Raw genomic sequence first — 16,094 nt, 5'->3', positions numbered from 1 at the left:
GCCTTCAGGGCAACGATGTTCGCTTTGTCTCTCCTGGCACCGATGCGCTTGTCAGCTCGGCTGTTGCGCGAGCGAGATGAGGTGGCTCGCCGTCAGCAGCAGTAGAACGCTGGCCCCGGCCTCGATCACGCCGTCTTGACGCATCTTCCGAAGCGCGGCGAAGGTCGCAGCACTCTCATAGCTCGCCGCCTGGCCGTGCCGGCCAAGGACCTCGAAGGCGTCGACGATCTGCCTCTCACTGACCGCGACCGCGGTGCCGTCCGACTCGCGTACCGTCGCGAGAATGCCGTGACCCATGATCGCGCCGGGCACATCCAGGCCATCCGCGACGGTGCCCTTCGACTCCACCGGTTCCACGTAGTCGATGCCCAGCGCGAAGGACTTCACGACCGGCGCACAGTTCTCCGACTGCACTGCCACCATCCGCGGCAGCCGGTGCCTCTGCGGATCCAACCAGCCGAGGGCGGTCAGCTCCTGCAACGCCTTCCAGATACCGACCAGCCCCGTTCCACCTCCGGTCGGATAGAGGATCCAGTCGGGCAGATTGTCGGGGCCGAAATCCTCGAAAATCTCGAAACCCATGGTCTTCTTGCCCTCGAGCCGCCCCGGCTCGAAGAACGTCGACATGTCGACCAACTCGCCACTCGCGAGCTCTTCGGCGAATTCCTCGCGCATGATCTTCCCCGAAGCGGCGATATTTCCGCCGGCGAAGCGCACCTCGGCGCCGAAGAACTCGGCTTCCCGGTGATAGATGTTCCCCTGGTAGCCCTCGGGCATATAGACCAGGCAACCGGGCAGTTGCAGCCGGGTGGAGAACAGGCTTGACGCGACGCCGGCGTTTCCCTGGGTCGGGAGGCAGAAGCGTTTGGCACCGCAGGCAACGCCGAGAGCGATACCGACCGCGAGGCCCCTGTCCTTGAAACTGCCCGAGGGGTTGGAGCCCTCGTTCTTGAGGTGGAGCTCGACACCGGTCATCTCACCCAGGAATTCGTGACATACCGCACCCGTCAGACCGACATCGGGAGCGTAGTCGCGCGGCACGCTCTGCACGGGCAGGAGCGGGGCGTACTTCCATATGCCCGGGGCCTTCTCCCAACCGTGTTGATCCACAAGATTTCGAACCGCCTCCAGCTTGTACACGACCACCAGCGGCTTGCCGGGTGCCGGGCAGCAGGAGCAGAGTCCAATCGGCCTGGAAAATCTTAGCGGATCGTGCTCCTTGCCGGTCATCGAGCAGACGATCTTGTCGATGAGAGGGTTGATGCGGATGGGCTTCTCAGGCTCTGTCATGACGACACCCCCGGCCGGGATTTTACCTTTCCCGCGAAAAGGGATCAGTCGAGAGTTGAGAATTGAGAGTGCAGTGTACTGAGTTGAGAGTTCAGGGTTGAGAGTTGAGAGGTCTGGCCGCCGCCAGAGCAAAGGGTGGGTGGGTGGAAACTCTCAGCTCTCAATTCTGAACTTTCGACTCCGCCGCGACCACGAGACGCGTTCAGTCGATCTCGATCAGCTCGAAGGGGTTGGTGGACGGGGAGTAACTCGCCTCCAGCCGGCCGCGGTAGGGCTCGAGCCCGACCGCCAGCGCCTCCGGCAGTCCGTCCTGCCAGGGCACGCGATAGGGGTCGTCTTCGATCTTGGCCAGCTCCGCCGCCACGACCTCGTTCAATTCACCCGCCTGCGGCTCGGCCTTCAAGGTCTGGTGGAGATTTCGGACCATGGCGGTCACGTTGCGGCGCAGCTGAAGTGTCATTTCCTCGGCGTCCCAACCGTGGATGTCCATCTGGACGTTGCCCCCGGCATCAGACTGTTGCTCGAGGATGTCATGCAGCGTCGACTCCCCCGGCGGGTGGCCAAGCCAGCCGTGACAGGTCAGCCAGTAGATCCACGTGTACTCGCCCAGCCCCATGTCGGCGTCGAGCAGAGCCTGATTTCGTGCGCTGACAAACTCCAACACGCGAGGCGCCATGCGCATCGTGGCCTTGGCCGCGTGCAAACCGCCGATGGTCTCACCCTCACCGGCCGCCGGCGCGAAGTCTGCGACCGCAGCGGCCAGGGCCTCGCGCTCCGTCGCTATCGACTCGCGCACAAAGAGAAAGGTCTCGAGGCGCTCCGTGGGAATCGCGCCGTCCAAGGGCGGCGTGTAGTCCCGAATCGATCCGAGTCGCTCTTCGAGCTCGACCTGGGACCGCACCGTGCCTTCGGCCGAATCGACGGCTGTCTTGGTCCACCGATAACCCATCCAACCGAGACCGGCGAGGGCAATCATCGCCAGGAGGCAGCCGATCCCGCAACCTGCCAGAACCTTGTTCGTCGTCTCGTTCACGATCGTCCGGCCTCAACCTGCGGCGCGGAACTCGGGCTCGGCGAGGATGGTGAAGACCACCGCCGCGATGCCGACCGGAAAGAAGGCGAAGACGGCGGCGATCGACCCGCCGAGAGCGAGGCCGAAGCGGCGCCGGTTGAAGGCAGCGACACCACCGGCGATCGCGATGACTCCGGAAAGGAAGCACACGAAAGCCAACGGCAGGAAGAGGGCCAACGGAGCAACCGCCAGGGCGCTCACCTCGGGCTCGGGAATCGCTGCCAGGACCCCACTTCCGACGAGTGCCAGCACGAGCAACGGGATACCTCCGATGACGCCGGAAATGCCCGCGACTATGTCGCATACGCCGGCAACGGTCGCTTTCGATGTTGCAGCCATTGTTTCCCCTCCCATTGACACCTCTGTCTCAAGGTACGCAGATTGTCGCCCACTTGTTCCCGCGAAGCCAGCCGTTACCGCAGAGGTGCAGAGGAGAAAAGGCGCAGAGGAGAAGTCCGAAGCGGCTCGCACCCCCCCGTTCCACTCCCCTCCGCCCCTTTTCTCCTTTTCTCCTCAGCTTCTCACTGCTCCGTCAAACCTACCCTCAGGTATCGCGTATCGTAGGTGACCATGGCACCCGAAGGACCGTCCTCCACCGCGGAGCCAGCTGCCGCACCAGGAATGAGCGCCTGGGAGACGATCAAGCTCGCCCTGACCGGCAGCGAGATCGAATTCACCTCCGGTCCGATCGGCCGCGCCGTCGTCCTGCTCGCGATCCCGATGGTGCTCGAAATGGTGATGGAATCGGTCTTCGCCCTGACCGACGCCTTCTTCGTCTCGCGTCTCGGAACCGACGCGGTGGCGACGGTCGGACTCACGGAGGCGATGATCAGCATCCTCTTCGCGATCGCCATGGGCTCCGGTATGGCGACCACCGCCATGGTGGCACGTCGAATCGGAGAGAAGGACAAGGCCGGTGCCGGTGTCGCCGCAGCCCAGTCGCTCCTCCTCGGTCTGTGCCTGACCGCGACGGTGGCGGTTCCAGGGGTCGTGTTCGCAGATGACCTGCTGCGCCTGATGGGCGGGACGTCCGAGTTGATCAATTCGGGTCACGGTTACACGCGCGTGTTGTTCGGCGGTTCCGCGACGATCATGCTCCTCTTCCTGCTCAACGCCGTCTTTCGCGGCGCCGGAGACGCGGCCATCGCAATGCGGGTGCTGTGGATCGCCAACGCCGTCAACATCATTCTTGATCCCTGCCTGATCTTCGGCCTGGGGCCATTCCCGGAGTTCGGCGTGACCGGGGCGGCGGTCGCCACCACCGTCGGCCGCGGTATCGGTGTCGTCATCCAGCTTTGGGTGCTCTTCCGTGGTACAGGCCGTATCCACGTTCACTGGCCGGACCTGTTGCCACGACCGCGCATCATCCTCAGTCTCCTGCGTCTTTCGGTGGGCGGGATTCTGCAGATCCTGATCGGCACGACGAGCTGGGTCGTCCTGGTAGCGATCATCGGTCGATTCGGGCCGGCGGCAGTGGCCGGCTACACCCTCGCAATCCGCCTCATCATCTTCGCGATCCTGCCCGCCTGGGGGCTCGCCAATGCCGCGGCCACCCTGGTTGGGCAAAATCTGGGCGCCAGCCAGCCCGAACGCGCCGAATCCTCCGTCTGGCTCGCCGGCGTGTACAACATGATCTTTCTGCTCGCAGTCGCGATCGTTTTCGTTGCCGGAGCGGCTCCGCTCATCAGGATCTTCTCGGTCGAAGAAGCGGTCGTTCGCTACGGCGTCGCCTGTCTGCGGTGGGTTTCCATCGGATACCCGTTCTACGCCTGGGGCATGGTCATGGTACAGGCCTTCAACGGAGCCGGTGATACGTACACGCCGACCGTCATCAACGTTTTCTGCTACTGGATCTTCCAGCTTCCCTTCGCTTATCTGCTGGCCATGACCGCGGGCCAGGGCCCGACCGGGGTCTTTGTCGCCATCACCGTCGCCGAGTCCCTGATCGCTGTGGTCGGCGTGCTCGTGTTCCGACGGGGACGGTGGAAGCTGCGTGAAGTCTAGGCTCAACGGCGGGACGGCGTTACGGCGAATCGGTCAACCGTGGCACGAGTATCGAGGAAAGCAGGTGCCGTTCGGCCGTGGGCGGGTGGTCGGAGGAGGCCGTACAGCCGTCGGGCCGTGGGCGGGTGGGTTGGGGCGGGCTTGACACCTGAAACCTCGGCGCGTATCTTACCGTACCCATTGACCGACCGGTCGGTCAGTGACAGGAGAGGGATGTGGAAGCAACAGTCGAAACCCGAGAAGACAAGCGGCAACTGCTGGTCAAGGCGGCCGGCTCCGTGTTTGCGGAGAAGGGTTATGCCTCGACCCGGGTCGCCGACATCGCCGAACGAGCCGGCGTCGGCAAGGGAACGGTTTACGAGTACTTCAGGTCGAAGGAAGAGCTGCTCTTCGCAGTCTTCGAATCGATAAACGTCGATATCTCGGCCCGAATCGATGAAGCGCTCGCGTCCGGCGAATCGACCAAAGAACAGCTCCACGATCTGTTGCGCCTGGGTGCCGAGGTGGTTTCGGAGCAGGTCGACCTGCAACCGGTGATCCTCGATTTTTGGGCCGCCTCGAGAGGCAGGAGTTTTGAAGAAGCCTACCGACACGCCGTGATCGACAGTTACACCATCTTTCGACGACTCGTCGCCGATTTCATCCGCGGTGGACAGGAGCGGGGCGAATTCAAGGCATCGATCGACCCGGAGGCGTTAGCAATTACGATCGTAGCGACGGTTGACGGCCTCGGCATTCAATTCTATTTTGACCGTACCATCGAGCCACACAGGATCACCGAAACCCTCGGCGACCTCCTGTACCAAAACCTGGCGACGGAGAAACCCTGAAATGCGAAACCCCATCGCGGAAACTGCCGTATCAGCTGCCCACGGGAGGGCGATCATGCATTGGACACGACCCAGAATGTGTTGCGCGCTGATTGCCGTCGGTCTTATAGCGTCACCGATCGCAGCCCCTGCGCTGGAGCTACGCGATCCGACCCTTTCCGACCTCGTCGCACAGGCTGTTGAAACCCATGAAACGGTGCAGATGGCAGACAGCGAGATTCGGCGGGCGCAAGCCGATATGAAACTGGCGCGGTCGGCCCTGATGCCACGTCTGGAGCTCAACGGCTCGTACACCTTCTACGACGAAGACCTTTCGATCGAGCTGTCGCCCGGCGAGTCCTTCGTAATTCGTCCATCCCAGGACTGGACCGCAAGCGTCGATCTTCGCCAGAATCTCTTCACCGGGCTTCGGGCCTGGCGGGCGAGAGATATTGCCAAGCTCAACCGCGACATTGCCGAGCTCGATCGCTGGACCACCATCAGAGACCTCACCATGGATGTTTCGGCGGCGTTCTACGGAGCCGTTTCGCTGGCCGAGTGGGTCGACGTCCGGCGGATTGTCCTCGAGGAGAACGAGAACCAGCTCCGGGTCGCCGAACGCCTCTACGAGGTCGGCGAGAACGCGATCGCTGACGTCGCCCGCTGGCGCGCTCAGGTGGCCAGTGCCAGGCAGTCCCTGACCGCGGCGGTCGGCGAAGCTACCCTCGCGAGAAACCGGCTCGAGCGGTTGGTCGGTGCCGAGATCCTCGGAGAGCTGAAGCCCCCCGGACCGATCCCGATTCCCGGCGGCAGCGGGGAGGAGCTCGTCGAAGAGGCCCTCGGGCAGCGACTCGAAATGCAGACCTTGATCCACCAGCTCGAGGCCGCCGGCCTCTGGATCAAGGTCGAGCGCGGCAATTTGTATCCGCAGCTCGAAGCGATCGGCCAGTACTTCCAGCAGAAGTCCGGCTTCCCGGCCAACGACTGGCTTTCCATGGTCCTCCAGCTCAGAGTGCCAATCTACGACGGAGGAATCGCGAGATCGAACGTCGCCAAGGCGAAGGAGGACCTCCGGCAGGTCGAGCTGCTCGGCGTCACACTCAATAAGAACATCTCCGACCAGGTCGATGCCGCACATATCGGTTACGAGACCGCGGACGCCGTGTTGATTGCAGCCCGCGAACGGACTGAAGCGGCGCGGCTCGCCTATCGACAGGTCGAAAGCGCCTATCGGGTTGGCGAGGCTTCGACCACCGACCTCCTCGACGCCACCACCGAGGCAACAGACGCAGAGACTTCGCAGATCGTCGCTCGAGCGCAGCGTGAGCTGCAGGCCATTTCGCTTCGCTACGCCGTCGGGCTGTCCCCACTTCCAGACCTCGATTTCCGCCAGATGCACCAGGCGGAATCCCAGGAGTATTGAGATGAAGACCATCCGTCGACAGTTGTTGTTTGCCCTGCTCGGAACATTCGCGATCGGCCTACTCACAGGCTGCCACGGCTCGGATGACGGAGACGCCGCCGCTGAGGCGGAAGCTCTCGAGCAGGCGCTCGCTCCGCGCGAGGTGCGGCTGGTTTCCCCCGATATCCGCAGTGAAAACCCCTCGGTTCAACTGGTCGGCGAGATCCGCGCCTTCGACACGGTGACCGTCTCGTCCGAGGTCGCTGGCAAGGTCGACCGCGTCCTGGCGGAGGTCGGCGATCGGGTCCGAGCCGGCACCCCGCTGGTCGAGGTCGACCGGAACACCTTCCGCATCTACCTCGAGCAGGCCGAGGCAAACCTCGCGGCGGCCCAGGCCGATCTGGAATTGGCCGCCAAGGACCTCGGGCGCAAAAGGGATCTCCGGTCGGATGAGACCATCCCGCAGAGTGCGCTCGACCAGTCGCAGGCGGCGTACGACCTCGCGACCGCCCGGGTAGCGTCAGCCACTGCGGCGCACGACCTCGCGAAACGGAACTACGACCGCAGCGTGGTCCGTGCGCCCGCGGCAGGTGCCATCACCCAGCGGCATGTCGTCGCCGGCCAGTGGACGGATGTCGGCGCCGGCCTCTTCAACCTCGCGGTCGGAGATCGCATCAAGGTTGCGGCCCACGTACCCGAGTCGTGGGCACCCGAGCTCGTTGGGCTCGAGGAGTTCACCTTCACCGTCGGCGTATCCGGACCGGTCCGCACAGCCAAGCTTTACAGCCTGCAACCGGTGGTCGATCAGGCGAGCCGTTCATTCGAGATCGTGGGATCTGCCGCCAACGATGGTTCGATTAAACCCGGAATGTTCGCGACCGTCGTGTTCGAGTCGCCGGACGCAATACAGTCCCTTTGGCTCCCCGAAGCGGCGGTCGCGACCTCCGATCTGGCTCAGGTGCTGATGGTGGAGGACGGGACAATCGTCTACCGCAAGGTCCGGACCGGACGCCGCGACAACGGTCTGATCGAGATCGTCGATGGCCTCGCGCCCAACGAACAGGTGATCGCCGATGTTTCGGGCCTGACCCGCGGTCTGCCAGTGACCATCGTCAGTTAGTTTTGAGTTTTGAGTTTTGAGTTATGAGTTATGAGTTTTGAGTTGGAGGACGTCATGAACGAACAGAATAAACGCGCCGTGAGAACTCTCAACTCTCAACTCTCAACTCTCAACTGTTCTTCGAGGAAGACGTCATGAACTTGTACGAAATCGCAATCCGCCGCCCAGTCTTCACCTTCATGATGATGGTGGCCCTGGTGGTCTTCGGCATCCTCGGATACTCCACCCTGCCCGTCAACCTCCTGCCGTCCATCGACTTTCCGATGGTCACGGTCATCACGATCCTTCCCGGGGCTTCCCCAGAGGTCATGGAGTCCGACGTCACCGACGTCATCGAGGCGGCGGTCAACACGATCGAGGGCATCGATCAGCTCACCTCCTACTCCGGTCAGGGCGTCTCCCAGGTGACGGTGATGTTTACCACCGAGCGCGACATCGACATCGCCGCCCAGGATGTGCGCGACAAGGTCTCCGGCGCGGTGGGTCAGCTGCCGCTCGACGCCGAGCCTCCGATCGTCCAGAAGTTCGACGTCAACACGCAGCCGATGCTCTGGATGGCGCTCGCTGGCCTCGATGCCCGCGAGCTGTCGGATTACGCGGACCAGGTCGTGGAACCGGCCCTGCTGTCGGTGCCGGGCGTCGGCAATGTCATCATGCCCGGCTTCCGCGAGCCCATGATCCGCATCTGGATAGACCGTGACAAGCTTGCCGCGCACAGCCTGTCGGTGACCGACATTATCGTCGCCCTCGGCCGCGAAAACCTCGAGCTCCCCGGCGGCTTTATCGAAGGCCCAATGATTGAGCTCGCGGTCCGCAATCTCGGCCTCTTCGAGTCAGTCGAGGATTTCGACAAGATGATCGTCGCTACCGTGGACGGTCGTCCGATCAGGCTCGAGGACGTCGGTTTTACCCAACTCGGCGTCGGTGACGAGCGTGGCATGGCTCGCTACAACATGACGCCAACGCTCGGTCTCGGCGTCGCACCGCGATCCGGCGCCAACCTGGTGAACGTCAACCGCGCGGCGCGCGAGAAGATGGACGAGCTGGCAGAGGACTTCCCGCCGGGTCTCTTCTACGACGTGGCGTTCGACGGTGCCGAATACGTCGAGAAATCGATCGAAAACGTCCAGGAGGACATCGTCTACGGCGCGATCCTGGCGATCCTCGTGGTTTTCGTCTTTCTCCGGTCGTGGCGTTCCACCTTCATCGTCTCACTCGCCATCCCAACGTCGCTGATCGCGACCTTCGGATTCATGCGCATCTTCGGCTTCTCGCTCAACAACCTGACGACTCTAGCGCTTGCCCTGTCGGTCGGGGTGGTCATCGACGACGCCATCGTGGTTCTCGAAAACATATTCCGGCACCAAGAAGAGGGCGAGGATCCCTTCACCGCGGCTCTCAACGGAACCAAGGAGATTGCACTGGCCGCGATGGCATCGACGTTCTCCATCGCCGCAGTCTTCATCCCGGTCGCCTATATGAAGGGTATGATCGGCCAGTTCCTCTTCGAGTTCGGTATCTCGGTCGCGTCTGCCGTGCTGATTTCGCTCTTCGTCGCGTTGACCCTGACCCCCATGCTGTGTTCGCGGATCCTGAAAGTATCGCCCAAGCATGGCCGGATCTACGAGTTCCTCGAACGGGGCTTCAAATGGCTCGAGACCGCATACTCTAGGTCCCTCGACTGGGTTTTGCGGCACAAGATCCTGACCCTCACCCTCTCGACCATCGTCGTCGTCGCGAGCCTCGGGCTGGTGCCCTTCATCGGTGCCGAGTTCGCGCCCGCCGAGGACATGTCCGCGTTCATGGTTCGCGTCGAAGCGCCGGTCGGCACCTCGCTCGAGGCGATGGATCGCAAAATGCAGGAGGTCGAGCGGATCGTCCTCGGACAGCCGGAGATCCTCTCCGGCTTCGCAGCCCTCGACATCGAGGAGCGCGGCCAGGTCAACTCGGGCATCATGTTCGTGCAAATGTCCAAGCCCTCGCAGCGCGAGGCGCCGCAGTCCGAGATCGTGCAGCGATTGCGGCGCGATCTGGCCGAGATCGACGGGCTGCAGTCCGCGGTTATCGAGTTCAGCTTCTACAACGTGGGTGGCGAGGGCGGCGAGAGTGCCCTCGCCTACTCGATCCGCGGGCCCGACCTCGACGAGCTCGACCGGATCGGCAACCGGGTCATCGAACGCCTTTCGGCCGAGCCGGGATTCGTCGATCTCGACACCAACCTCGATCTCGAGCAGCCGCAGCTTTTCGTCAACGTCGACCGCGACCGCGCTGCCGACCTCGGCCTGGATGCGGCGACGATCTTCGAAACGGTCTACGCGCTCATCGCCGGGCGTGAGGTCGGGTCCTTCACCGACCAGGGCAAGCGATATGACGTACGGATCAAGGTCCACCCGACGCAGGCCATGACGCCGGAGGACATCGGACGGCTCGAAGTCCGGTCGAAGACCGGTGAGATGGTGCGCCTCGACTCGGTCGTGGAAATCAGCCACGGCGTCGGACCGATCAACATCAACCGCACCAACCGCGAGCGCAGCGTGCTGCTGACTGCGAACCTCGAGAACGTGCCGCTCAACCGGGCGCTGCAGACGGTCGACGCGATCTTCGCCGAGGAGCTGCCCGACGGATATCACGCCAAGGCCACCGGCCAGGCCGAGGAGTTTGCCGAGTCGATGAACTCGCTGCTCTTCGCACTCGGCCTCGCGATCCTCATCGTTTACATGCTGCTGGCGAGCCAGTTCGACTCGCTGCTCCACCCCTTCACCATCATGTTCGCCCTGCCGCCGGCGATGACAGGCGCCCTGCTCGCGCTCTTCGTGACCGGTTACACGATCAACATCATGTCGGTGATCGGCATCATCCTCCTCTTCGGCCTGGTGACCAAGAACTCGATCCTGCTGGTCGACCTGACGATCCAGAAACAGGAAACCGGCCTCGACCGCGAGGCGGCCCTGCGCGAGGCCTGCCCGATCCGACTACGTCCAATCCTGATGACTGCGGTGTCGATGATCTTCGGCGTGCTGCCGGTCGCACTGGCGATCGGCGAGGGCTCCGAGGCGCGGGCACCGATGGCGGTCGCGACCGCGGGTGGCATGACCACCTCCACCTTCCTCACCCTCTTCCTGGTGCCGGTGGTCTACTCCTACATGGATCGGATCGGTGAAAAGCTGCGCGGCAAGAGGGAAAAGCACGGGCGGGCCGAAACGGTGGCCGAGGAAGCGCAGTAATCCGGATGGGGAATTAGGAATGAGGAATTAGGAATTCCCGACCGTCCCCCCATGGTCGGATTGGCCCGGGCGGCTGGGTGACATTCCTAATTCCTACTTCCTAATTCCTACTTCCTAATTCCGATTTCAAGAACAAGCCCCGGTCCGAAGACCGGGGCGTTGATGTCACGAGGTGACGATTATCAGAAGCGAATACCGACCGAGAAGCGGTACAGGCGCGGGTTCTGGAAGCTGCCGTCGGTGGATGGCTCGCCGAAGTCCTCGTCTCTCTCCCAATCCACGCCTTCGACCGGGGTCGTGGTATAGGGATTGAAGTCGTTGAGGACATCTATAGTGGTAATGCCACCGTCCTGTGCGCCCTCGTTGAAGACGTTCAGCATGTCTCCCTGGAAGAACAGCTCGACGCTCTTGATGAAGAAGCCGTAATTGATCGAGAAGTCCGAGCGGTGGACGTTGTCCCAGTGCTCTGCGTTCCGGCCGCCGAAGTAATAGGTCAGCGAGTCGGGCGGGTCTTCGTAGCCCGGGTTGTCTACCCAATCGCTATCGATTTCGATGGTTGCGGTCAGGGAGTAGGGATTTCCGGACCAGAAGTTCTCCAACCAGCTGAGGCTCAGGTTGTGGCGCGAGGTCGATATCGCGTCCCACACTGCGTAGGCACGCAACCTGTGGCGCTGGTCGATGTCGAGGTAACCGGTCGGCACGTTCCACTGGTCCGAGCGGTACTCGGTGTACTCGTGCCATGTGCCCTGGACGGCGCCCGAGTTCCACGTTTCACCGTCGAAGTTGCCCTTCGATTTCGAGTACGTGTACGAGGCGCCGAGATCCCAGCGGTCACCGATGCGGTACTGGAAGTTGGTGTGCAGACCCTGGTATTTACGCTTGTAGAAACCGTCGTCGTTTTCCATCGTCGACAGGTCGGTCGGCCCCGAGGGAACCTCGACGGTTCGGTTGGGGACGGTTCGGTAGATATAGAAATCGTGGCCCTCACGGTTGACAAAATCAACCCGCAGGACGCCCCTGCTGCCGAGACGCTTGGTCAGACCGACGACGAACTCGGCAGTGTAGGGTGAGGACATCGATTCCAAGATCTGCGGCGTCAGCCCGCGGATCGTGGTCGAGGTGTTGTTTGGTGGATTCTCGTAGCCGCCGTTGGCGATGAACCAGTCATACCAGGCCTGGATGACCTCGTCCTGGGTCATGAGGTTCGAGTAGTCGCCGGTGAGGTAGGCGTCGCAGTTGAGGCAGGGCCCGTCATAGCGCGTGTTTTGGGAGTTGGCATTTCCGGCGGGCGAAGCGTCGTTCGCGATCCCGTTGGCGAGCGCGCCGACGTAGTGGGAGTACGAGGCGTTGAAGATCAGGTCGCCGTTGCCCTTGACGTCCCACGCCGCGCCCAGCCGCGGGCTCACGCGGCTGTCGTCCGAGACCTTGACACCGTTGCTGTCGACACCGTCGTTGCCGTCGTAACGCAGACCAACGTTGAAGGTCCATTTGTCGTTCAGGCGCCAGGTGTCGTTGACGAAGAGGGAGTTGGTCCGGAAGTCCGTGCCCTGCGATGTAGCGGCCATGTCGTACACGTAACCGTAGCTACCCCGACTGATTCCGTCGGGACGGTTGGCGCTGTAGTACGAGGCCATGACCGGGTAGATGGCGATGCCGCCTGGCTCATTGGGATCGTCGATCCAGATCGTGTCCGACACGTAGAGCCGGAAATCCCCCGCCTGCTGATAATTGTCAACCTTGCGGATGTCGTTGAAGGTGTCGAAACCGAAGACAATATCGTGGCTGCCGGCCGACGAGGATGTCAGGAAGTAGGAGGCCTTGAGCAGGCCGTTCTCGTTGTTGCGATCCTCGTCGCCGCACTCGGGTGCGGAGCAGAAGGTCGGCGTGTGGAAGCGGGCGCTGCTGTGTGAGCGGTCGAGCAGCAGAGTGCCGCGGAGCAGCGAAGTGTCGTCCCCACCCGAGCCGATGCCGATGATGTAGTTGCGCTCTGAGTACTGCCCCTCGATGAAGAAGTTGTCGGTGATCACGCCGGTGTAGTTGATCGAGGTAATGTCCTGCGGGTCCTCGCGGTGCGGGTTGACACTCGCCAGGTCGAGAACATCTCCGTAAACCGTGTTCGTCCGCACGTAATCGATCTCGGCGTAGGAGCCGATCACTCGGTGGCTCGGGGTGATCGACCAGGTCAGTTTCCCTTCGAGCCGCGTCTGCTCAGAGGTTTGCGGAAACTCGATGTTGGTGAGGTAGGTGGTGTCAGTCTCGGACCGCGAGAGGTCACGGCCGGCGGTGAAAAACCACAGCCTGTCCTTCAACACATAGCCGCCAAATGTCGCCTCGTAGGTGGTGTTGACCTTGTCGTCACGCTCGGGTGTGAGCTCGCCGGCGTTGCTGGACTGCCAGCTGTCGCTGTCGAGGTTGGCCCTGAAGGAGCCCGAGAACTGGTTGCCGCCGGACTTGGTGAGCATATTGACCACACCGCCCTGGAAGCGTCCGTACTCGGCCGACACGCCCGATGTCGAGGTCGTCGTCTCCTGGATCGCGTCCTCGATGTAGAGATCCAGCGGCTGGCCGCGAAGATTCTCGTTCACCACCACGCCATTGATCATGAACAGGTTTTCGAACGACATCGCGCCCGAGATCGTTATGTAGCCCGAAGAAGTCCCGGTGTTGGTGACGCCAGGAGTCATCAGCACCGTCGACTCGATTGTTCGCTGAATCGGCAACTGTTCGACCAGATCCAGCGTGTAGGTGGTGGAGGCCTCCGTCGAATCCGAAACCGTCTCGTAGGCCGAGGTCACCATGATCTCCTCAGCGTAGCTCTCGTCGTACATCTGCGCATCGACCCGGCGGCTCTGCGCGGCCGAGATCTTGACGTCGTACTCGAGGGTCTTGAAGCCGGCGAGCGCGAAGGTCACCGTGTAGGTGCCCGCCGGCAGACCGCGGAAGTTGTAGTCGCCGCTCGACCCGGTCACTTCGACGCGGGTACCCTGCAGCGAGGGCGAATCGACCGTCACGGTCACACCCGCCTGCGGCTGTCCTTCGTAGCTGACCCGTCCGGTCAACACGCCAGTCGGGTTCTGCGCGATCACCGGTGCGGCAACGGCGAGTGCCACCACCACGACCAGGGTCGCAAGTATGGTTCTCTTCATTGTCCTTCCTCCCAAACAGTCCTCAATGAATTGTCGGACTCCCTCCTCAAGAGACTCTGGTATCCCTGTGACCTCCTTCCTCGTGTATTGCTTCGACAGCAACAATCACCCCGGTCCCAGGTTCCGGTTCAGGTGAAGCGTCGGTCGTCGGAAGCACGATGCAAAGATCTACGCAAAAACCGTGCCTCGAGTTCAGCAAATCTCGCTACTCCTGTCTTTATTTTGAGACCAAGAATCGTTTCTGGACTCCTCACGCGTATCTTCTTTTCGATTCAGCGTTTTACTGGCGAGAGGCCCTTACTGGCTTTCCCAGAGGTGGCTGGCGAGTGGGGGCAGCCGTCAGTTGCGAAAAAAGATTATCCGAGAACCCGGAGTAACGGCGCCCGGATATACGGGTTTCCGAACACGAATTGCCGGGAACCCGGCTGTCTCAGTCACCGAGGAGGAACGGAATCTCGAGGACCGATTCCTCCAACTCGATGACCAGCTTCCACCTGCCCGGCTGGACGCCTCCCTGAACCGGGAAGCTCAGCATCCCGACGCACAGCTGGCGTTGGGTCACCCACACCGATGTCCGGGTCGTGCCGGTGCCCGGAATTCGCTGGAAATCGAGCTCGCAGGGGCGGCGTCCGCCCCGAGTCGCTTCGAGCGGCTCGCTCGCCACAAGGGCGCGGCGGAGAGTGCTCTGCAGCTCGGGGTACGCTTCGATGAACTCATCCTGGGGCGGCAGAGGAATGCTGCGGCCGTCCGGCGTGCGAACCGAGATCGATTGCTGCCGGATCTCGATCGCTTCACCCCGCAGACCACCGATGGCGACGGTGATGATCAGCCATTCGTCGCCCAGGTTGGCGTTGGCGAACTTGTAGCTCACCACGCCTTCCAGGTCCGCTCCGACGGCCTTCACCTGGTTCCGACCGATCTGCGAGACCCCGGGCGTTGACGACGGGCTGCCGGCGGCGTTACCGACCGAACCACAGCCCGTGTGCAACAGCAAAAGGAGACCGATTGCAGCGAGCGGAAAGGACACATATGCTTTCGACATCAGATCCTCCTCAGCGAGCCGGCTCGATCGGATTCGTCCCGCTCGGGCCTCCGAGCCGTTGCAGCTCGTCACCGAGCTCGATCCAATCGACATGTGAATCATAGAATACGTGCGCTTTCGGCGAACGGTCGATCGCGCCTTCCATGCAGGCGAGGGCGATGTGCACCTCATCGGCCCATCGCTCGCTCTCGAAAAAGATGGTCGAGCCGCATCGCGAGCAGAAACCGCGTCGCGCCGCCGGCGTCGACCGGTACCAAGACAGCTCATCGGCTCCGGTCACCAGCTCGAAGCTCGAACGTTCCACTCCGAACCAGGTCACGAAGGCTGCGCCGTGTGCTCGGCGGCAGAGCGAGCAATGACAGTGTGCGCACCACCTGGTCGGGGGCGTGACTTCGAATCGGATGGCGCCACAGAGGCATCCTCCGGTCAGAAAAGCGTCGGCTGCCATGATTGCCTCCACAAGTGATTCCACGGGCAAACGTGTTTCGAGATGCTGGATGCTGGATGCTGGATGCTGGGTTCAACAAATCGATAAGTCGTCAGGCTGGGTTGTCAAGGGGTGGGCGGGCGGATCGGGTATCCGACATCCAGTATCCAGTATCGGGCGGCGGAGCTACGACGCTCCCATGGCAGCGAGCTTCTGCATGATGGTATCCGCATGCGCGGCATCGATTGAAATGAAAGCGATTCCCACGTCGAAGGATCCGTCTTCGGCCGGCTTCTCCCACACAACTCTGCCGGTGGCTTCGACCTCTTCCGCCTCGATGGTGAGCTTCAGCCGGAGGTAGGAATCCACTCCCAGGGACTCGACGCTGGAGATCATGAGACCGCCGAGGCCGATCTGTCGCGCGGTCGTCTGCTCCTCCTCCTCAGCCGGGCCGAGGCGGTGGATCATCACGACGTCTTCGGACGGGACCCTGGGGAACTGCCGCCGGGTGGGTGTGAGTTCGTCTTCAAGCATGATCGATACCTCACCAAATATTGT

12 protein-coding genes are annotated in these 16,094 nt (G+C 62.4%); 5 read left to right on the top strand and 7 right to left on the bottom strand.

Annotation, left to right across the window (positions count from 1 at the left end; all coding sequences use genetic code 11):
- Nucleotides 1-51: 51 nt before the first annotated feature.
- The 3 genes from LJE93_11005 to LJE93_10995 form a co-directional block, all read right to left on the bottom strand.
- Nucleotides 52-1,290 carry a threonine synthase gene (locus tag LJE93_11005; protein MCG6949430.1) on the bottom strand — a complete coding sequence of 413 codons (1,239 nt, stop codon included), beginning with the start codon at nt 1,288-1,290 and terminating at the stop codon, nt 52-54.
- Nucleotides 1,291-1,492: 202 nt separating this feature from the next.
- Nucleotides 1,493-2,323, bottom strand: coding sequence for a hypothetical protein (locus tag LJE93_11000; protein ID MCG6949429.1), 831 nt, complete (start codon nt 2,321-2,323; stop codon nt 1,493-1,495).
- 12 nt (nt 2,324-2,335) lie between these two features.
- The gene (locus LJE93_10995) at nt 2,336-2,701 is read right to left on the bottom strand and encodes a hypothetical protein (protein MCG6949428.1); all 366 of its coding nucleotides are present in this window, start codon (nt 2,699-2,701) and stop codon (nt 2,336-2,338) included.
- 231 nt (nt 2,702-2,932) lie between these two features.
- Between LJE93_10995 and LJE93_10990 the strand changes: the two genes are divergently transcribed.
- The 5 genes from LJE93_10990 (at nt 2,933) to LJE93_10970 (ending at nt 10,921) form a co-directional block, all read left to right on the top strand.
- Nucleotides 2,933-4,366 (top strand): MATE family efflux transporter, encoded by a 1,434-nt coding sequence (locus tag LJE93_10990; GenBank protein ID MCG6949427.1) that lies wholly within the window; start codon nt 2,933-2,935, stop codon nt 4,364-4,366.
- A gap of 215 nt (nt 4,367-4,581) precedes the next feature.
- Complete coding sequence (locus LJE93_10985) at nt 4,582-5,196, top strand: TetR/AcrR family transcriptional regulator (protein ID MCG6949426.1); 615 nt, start codon at nt 4,582-4,584, stop codon at nt 5,194-5,196.
- Between the two features lie 55 nt (nt 5,197-5,251).
- Nucleotides 5,252-6,598: a TolC family protein gene (locus tag LJE93_10980; GenBank protein MCG6949425.1), complete on the top strand. Its 1,347-nt coding sequence runs from the start codon at nt 5,252-5,254 to the stop codon at nt 6,596-6,598.
- A gap of 1 nt (nt 6,599) precedes the next feature.
- Nucleotides 6,600-7,697 (top strand): efflux RND transporter periplasmic adaptor subunit, encoded by a 1,098-nt coding sequence (locus LJE93_10975; protein MCG6949424.1) that lies wholly within the window; start codon nt 6,600-6,602, stop codon nt 7,695-7,697.
- Nucleotides 7,698-7,831: 134 nt separating this feature from the next.
- Nucleotides 7,832-10,921 carry an efflux RND transporter permease subunit gene (locus tag LJE93_10970; protein ID MCG6949423.1) on the top strand — a complete coding sequence of 1,030 codons (3,090 nt, stop codon included), beginning with the start codon at nt 7,832-7,834 and terminating at the stop codon, nt 10,919-10,921.
- A gap of 182 nt (nt 10,922-11,103) precedes the next feature.
- On the opposite strand, the gene LJE93_10965 is transcribed toward LJE93_10970, so the two are convergent.
- The 4 genes from LJE93_10965 to LJE93_10950 form a co-directional block, all read right to left on the bottom strand.
- Nucleotides 11,104-14,067, bottom strand: coding sequence for a TonB-dependent receptor (locus tag LJE93_10965; protein MCG6949422.1), 2,964 nt, complete (start codon nt 14,065-14,067; stop codon nt 11,104-11,106).
- A gap of 430 nt (nt 14,068-14,497) precedes the next feature.
- A complete protein-coding gene (locus LJE93_10960) occupies nt 14,498-15,109 on the bottom strand; it encodes a hypothetical protein (GenBank protein ID MCG6949421.1) in 612 nt (203 codons plus the stop codon).
- A gap of 10 nt (nt 15,110-15,119) precedes the next feature.
- Nucleotides 15,120-15,557: a GFA family protein gene (locus LJE93_10955; protein ID MCG6949420.1), complete on the bottom strand. Its 438-nt coding sequence runs from the start codon at nt 15,555-15,557 to the stop codon at nt 15,120-15,122.
- 165 nt (nt 15,558-15,722) lie between these two features.
- Entirely contained in the window at nt 15,723-16,070 is a 348-nt protein-coding gene (locus tag LJE93_10950) for a PilZ domain-containing protein (GenBank protein ID MCG6949419.1), read from the bottom strand.
- Nucleotides 16,071-16,094: the final 24 nt, after the last annotated feature.

This window comes from Acidobacteriota bacterium (assembly GCA_022340665.1).
Lineage (GTDB): Bacteria > Acidobacteriota > Thermoanaerobaculia > Thermoanaerobaculales > Sulfomarinibacteraceae > Sulfomarinibacter.
The sequence above is the reverse complement of the archived record's forward strand: the minus strand, read 5'-3'. Positions and strand labels throughout refer to the sequence as shown.

Coding starts and splice junctions, on each gene's coding strand:
- LJE93_11005 (MCG6949430.1), bottom strand. CDS start 1,290: ATGACAGAGCCTGAGAAGCCCATCCGCATCAACCCTCTCATCGACAAG.
- LJE93_10995 (MCG6949428.1), bottom strand. CDS start 2,701: ATGGCTGCAACATCGAAAGCGACCGTTGCCGGCGTATGCGACATAGTC.
- LJE93_10990 (MCG6949427.1), top strand. CDS start 2,933: ATGGCACCCGAAGGACCGTCCTCCACCGCGGAGCCAGCTGCCGCACCA.
- LJE93_10980 (MCG6949425.1), top strand. CDS start 5,252: ATGCATTGGACACGACCCAGAATGTGTTGCGCGCTGATTGCCGTCGGT.
- LJE93_10975 (MCG6949424.1), top strand. CDS start 6,600: ATGAAGACCATCCGTCGACAGTTGTTGTTTGCCCTGCTCGGAACATTC.
- LJE93_10970 (MCG6949423.1), top strand. CDS start 7,832: ATGAACTTGTACGAAATCGCAATCCGCCGCCCAGTCTTCACCTTCATG.
- LJE93_10965 (MCG6949422.1), bottom strand. CDS start 14,067: ATGAAGAGAACCATACTTGCGACCCTGGTCGTGGTGGTGGCACTCGCC.
- LJE93_10960 (MCG6949421.1), bottom strand. CDS start 15,109: ATGTCGAAAGCATATGTGTCCTTTCCGCTCGCTGCAATCGGTCTCCTT.
- LJE93_10955 (MCG6949420.1), bottom strand. CDS start 15,557: ATGGCAGCCGACGCTTTTCTGACCGGAGGATGCCTCTGTGGCGCCATC.
- LJE93_10950 (MCG6949419.1), bottom strand. CDS start 16,070: ATGCTTGAAGACGAACTCACACCCACCCGGCGGCAGTTCCCCAGGGTC.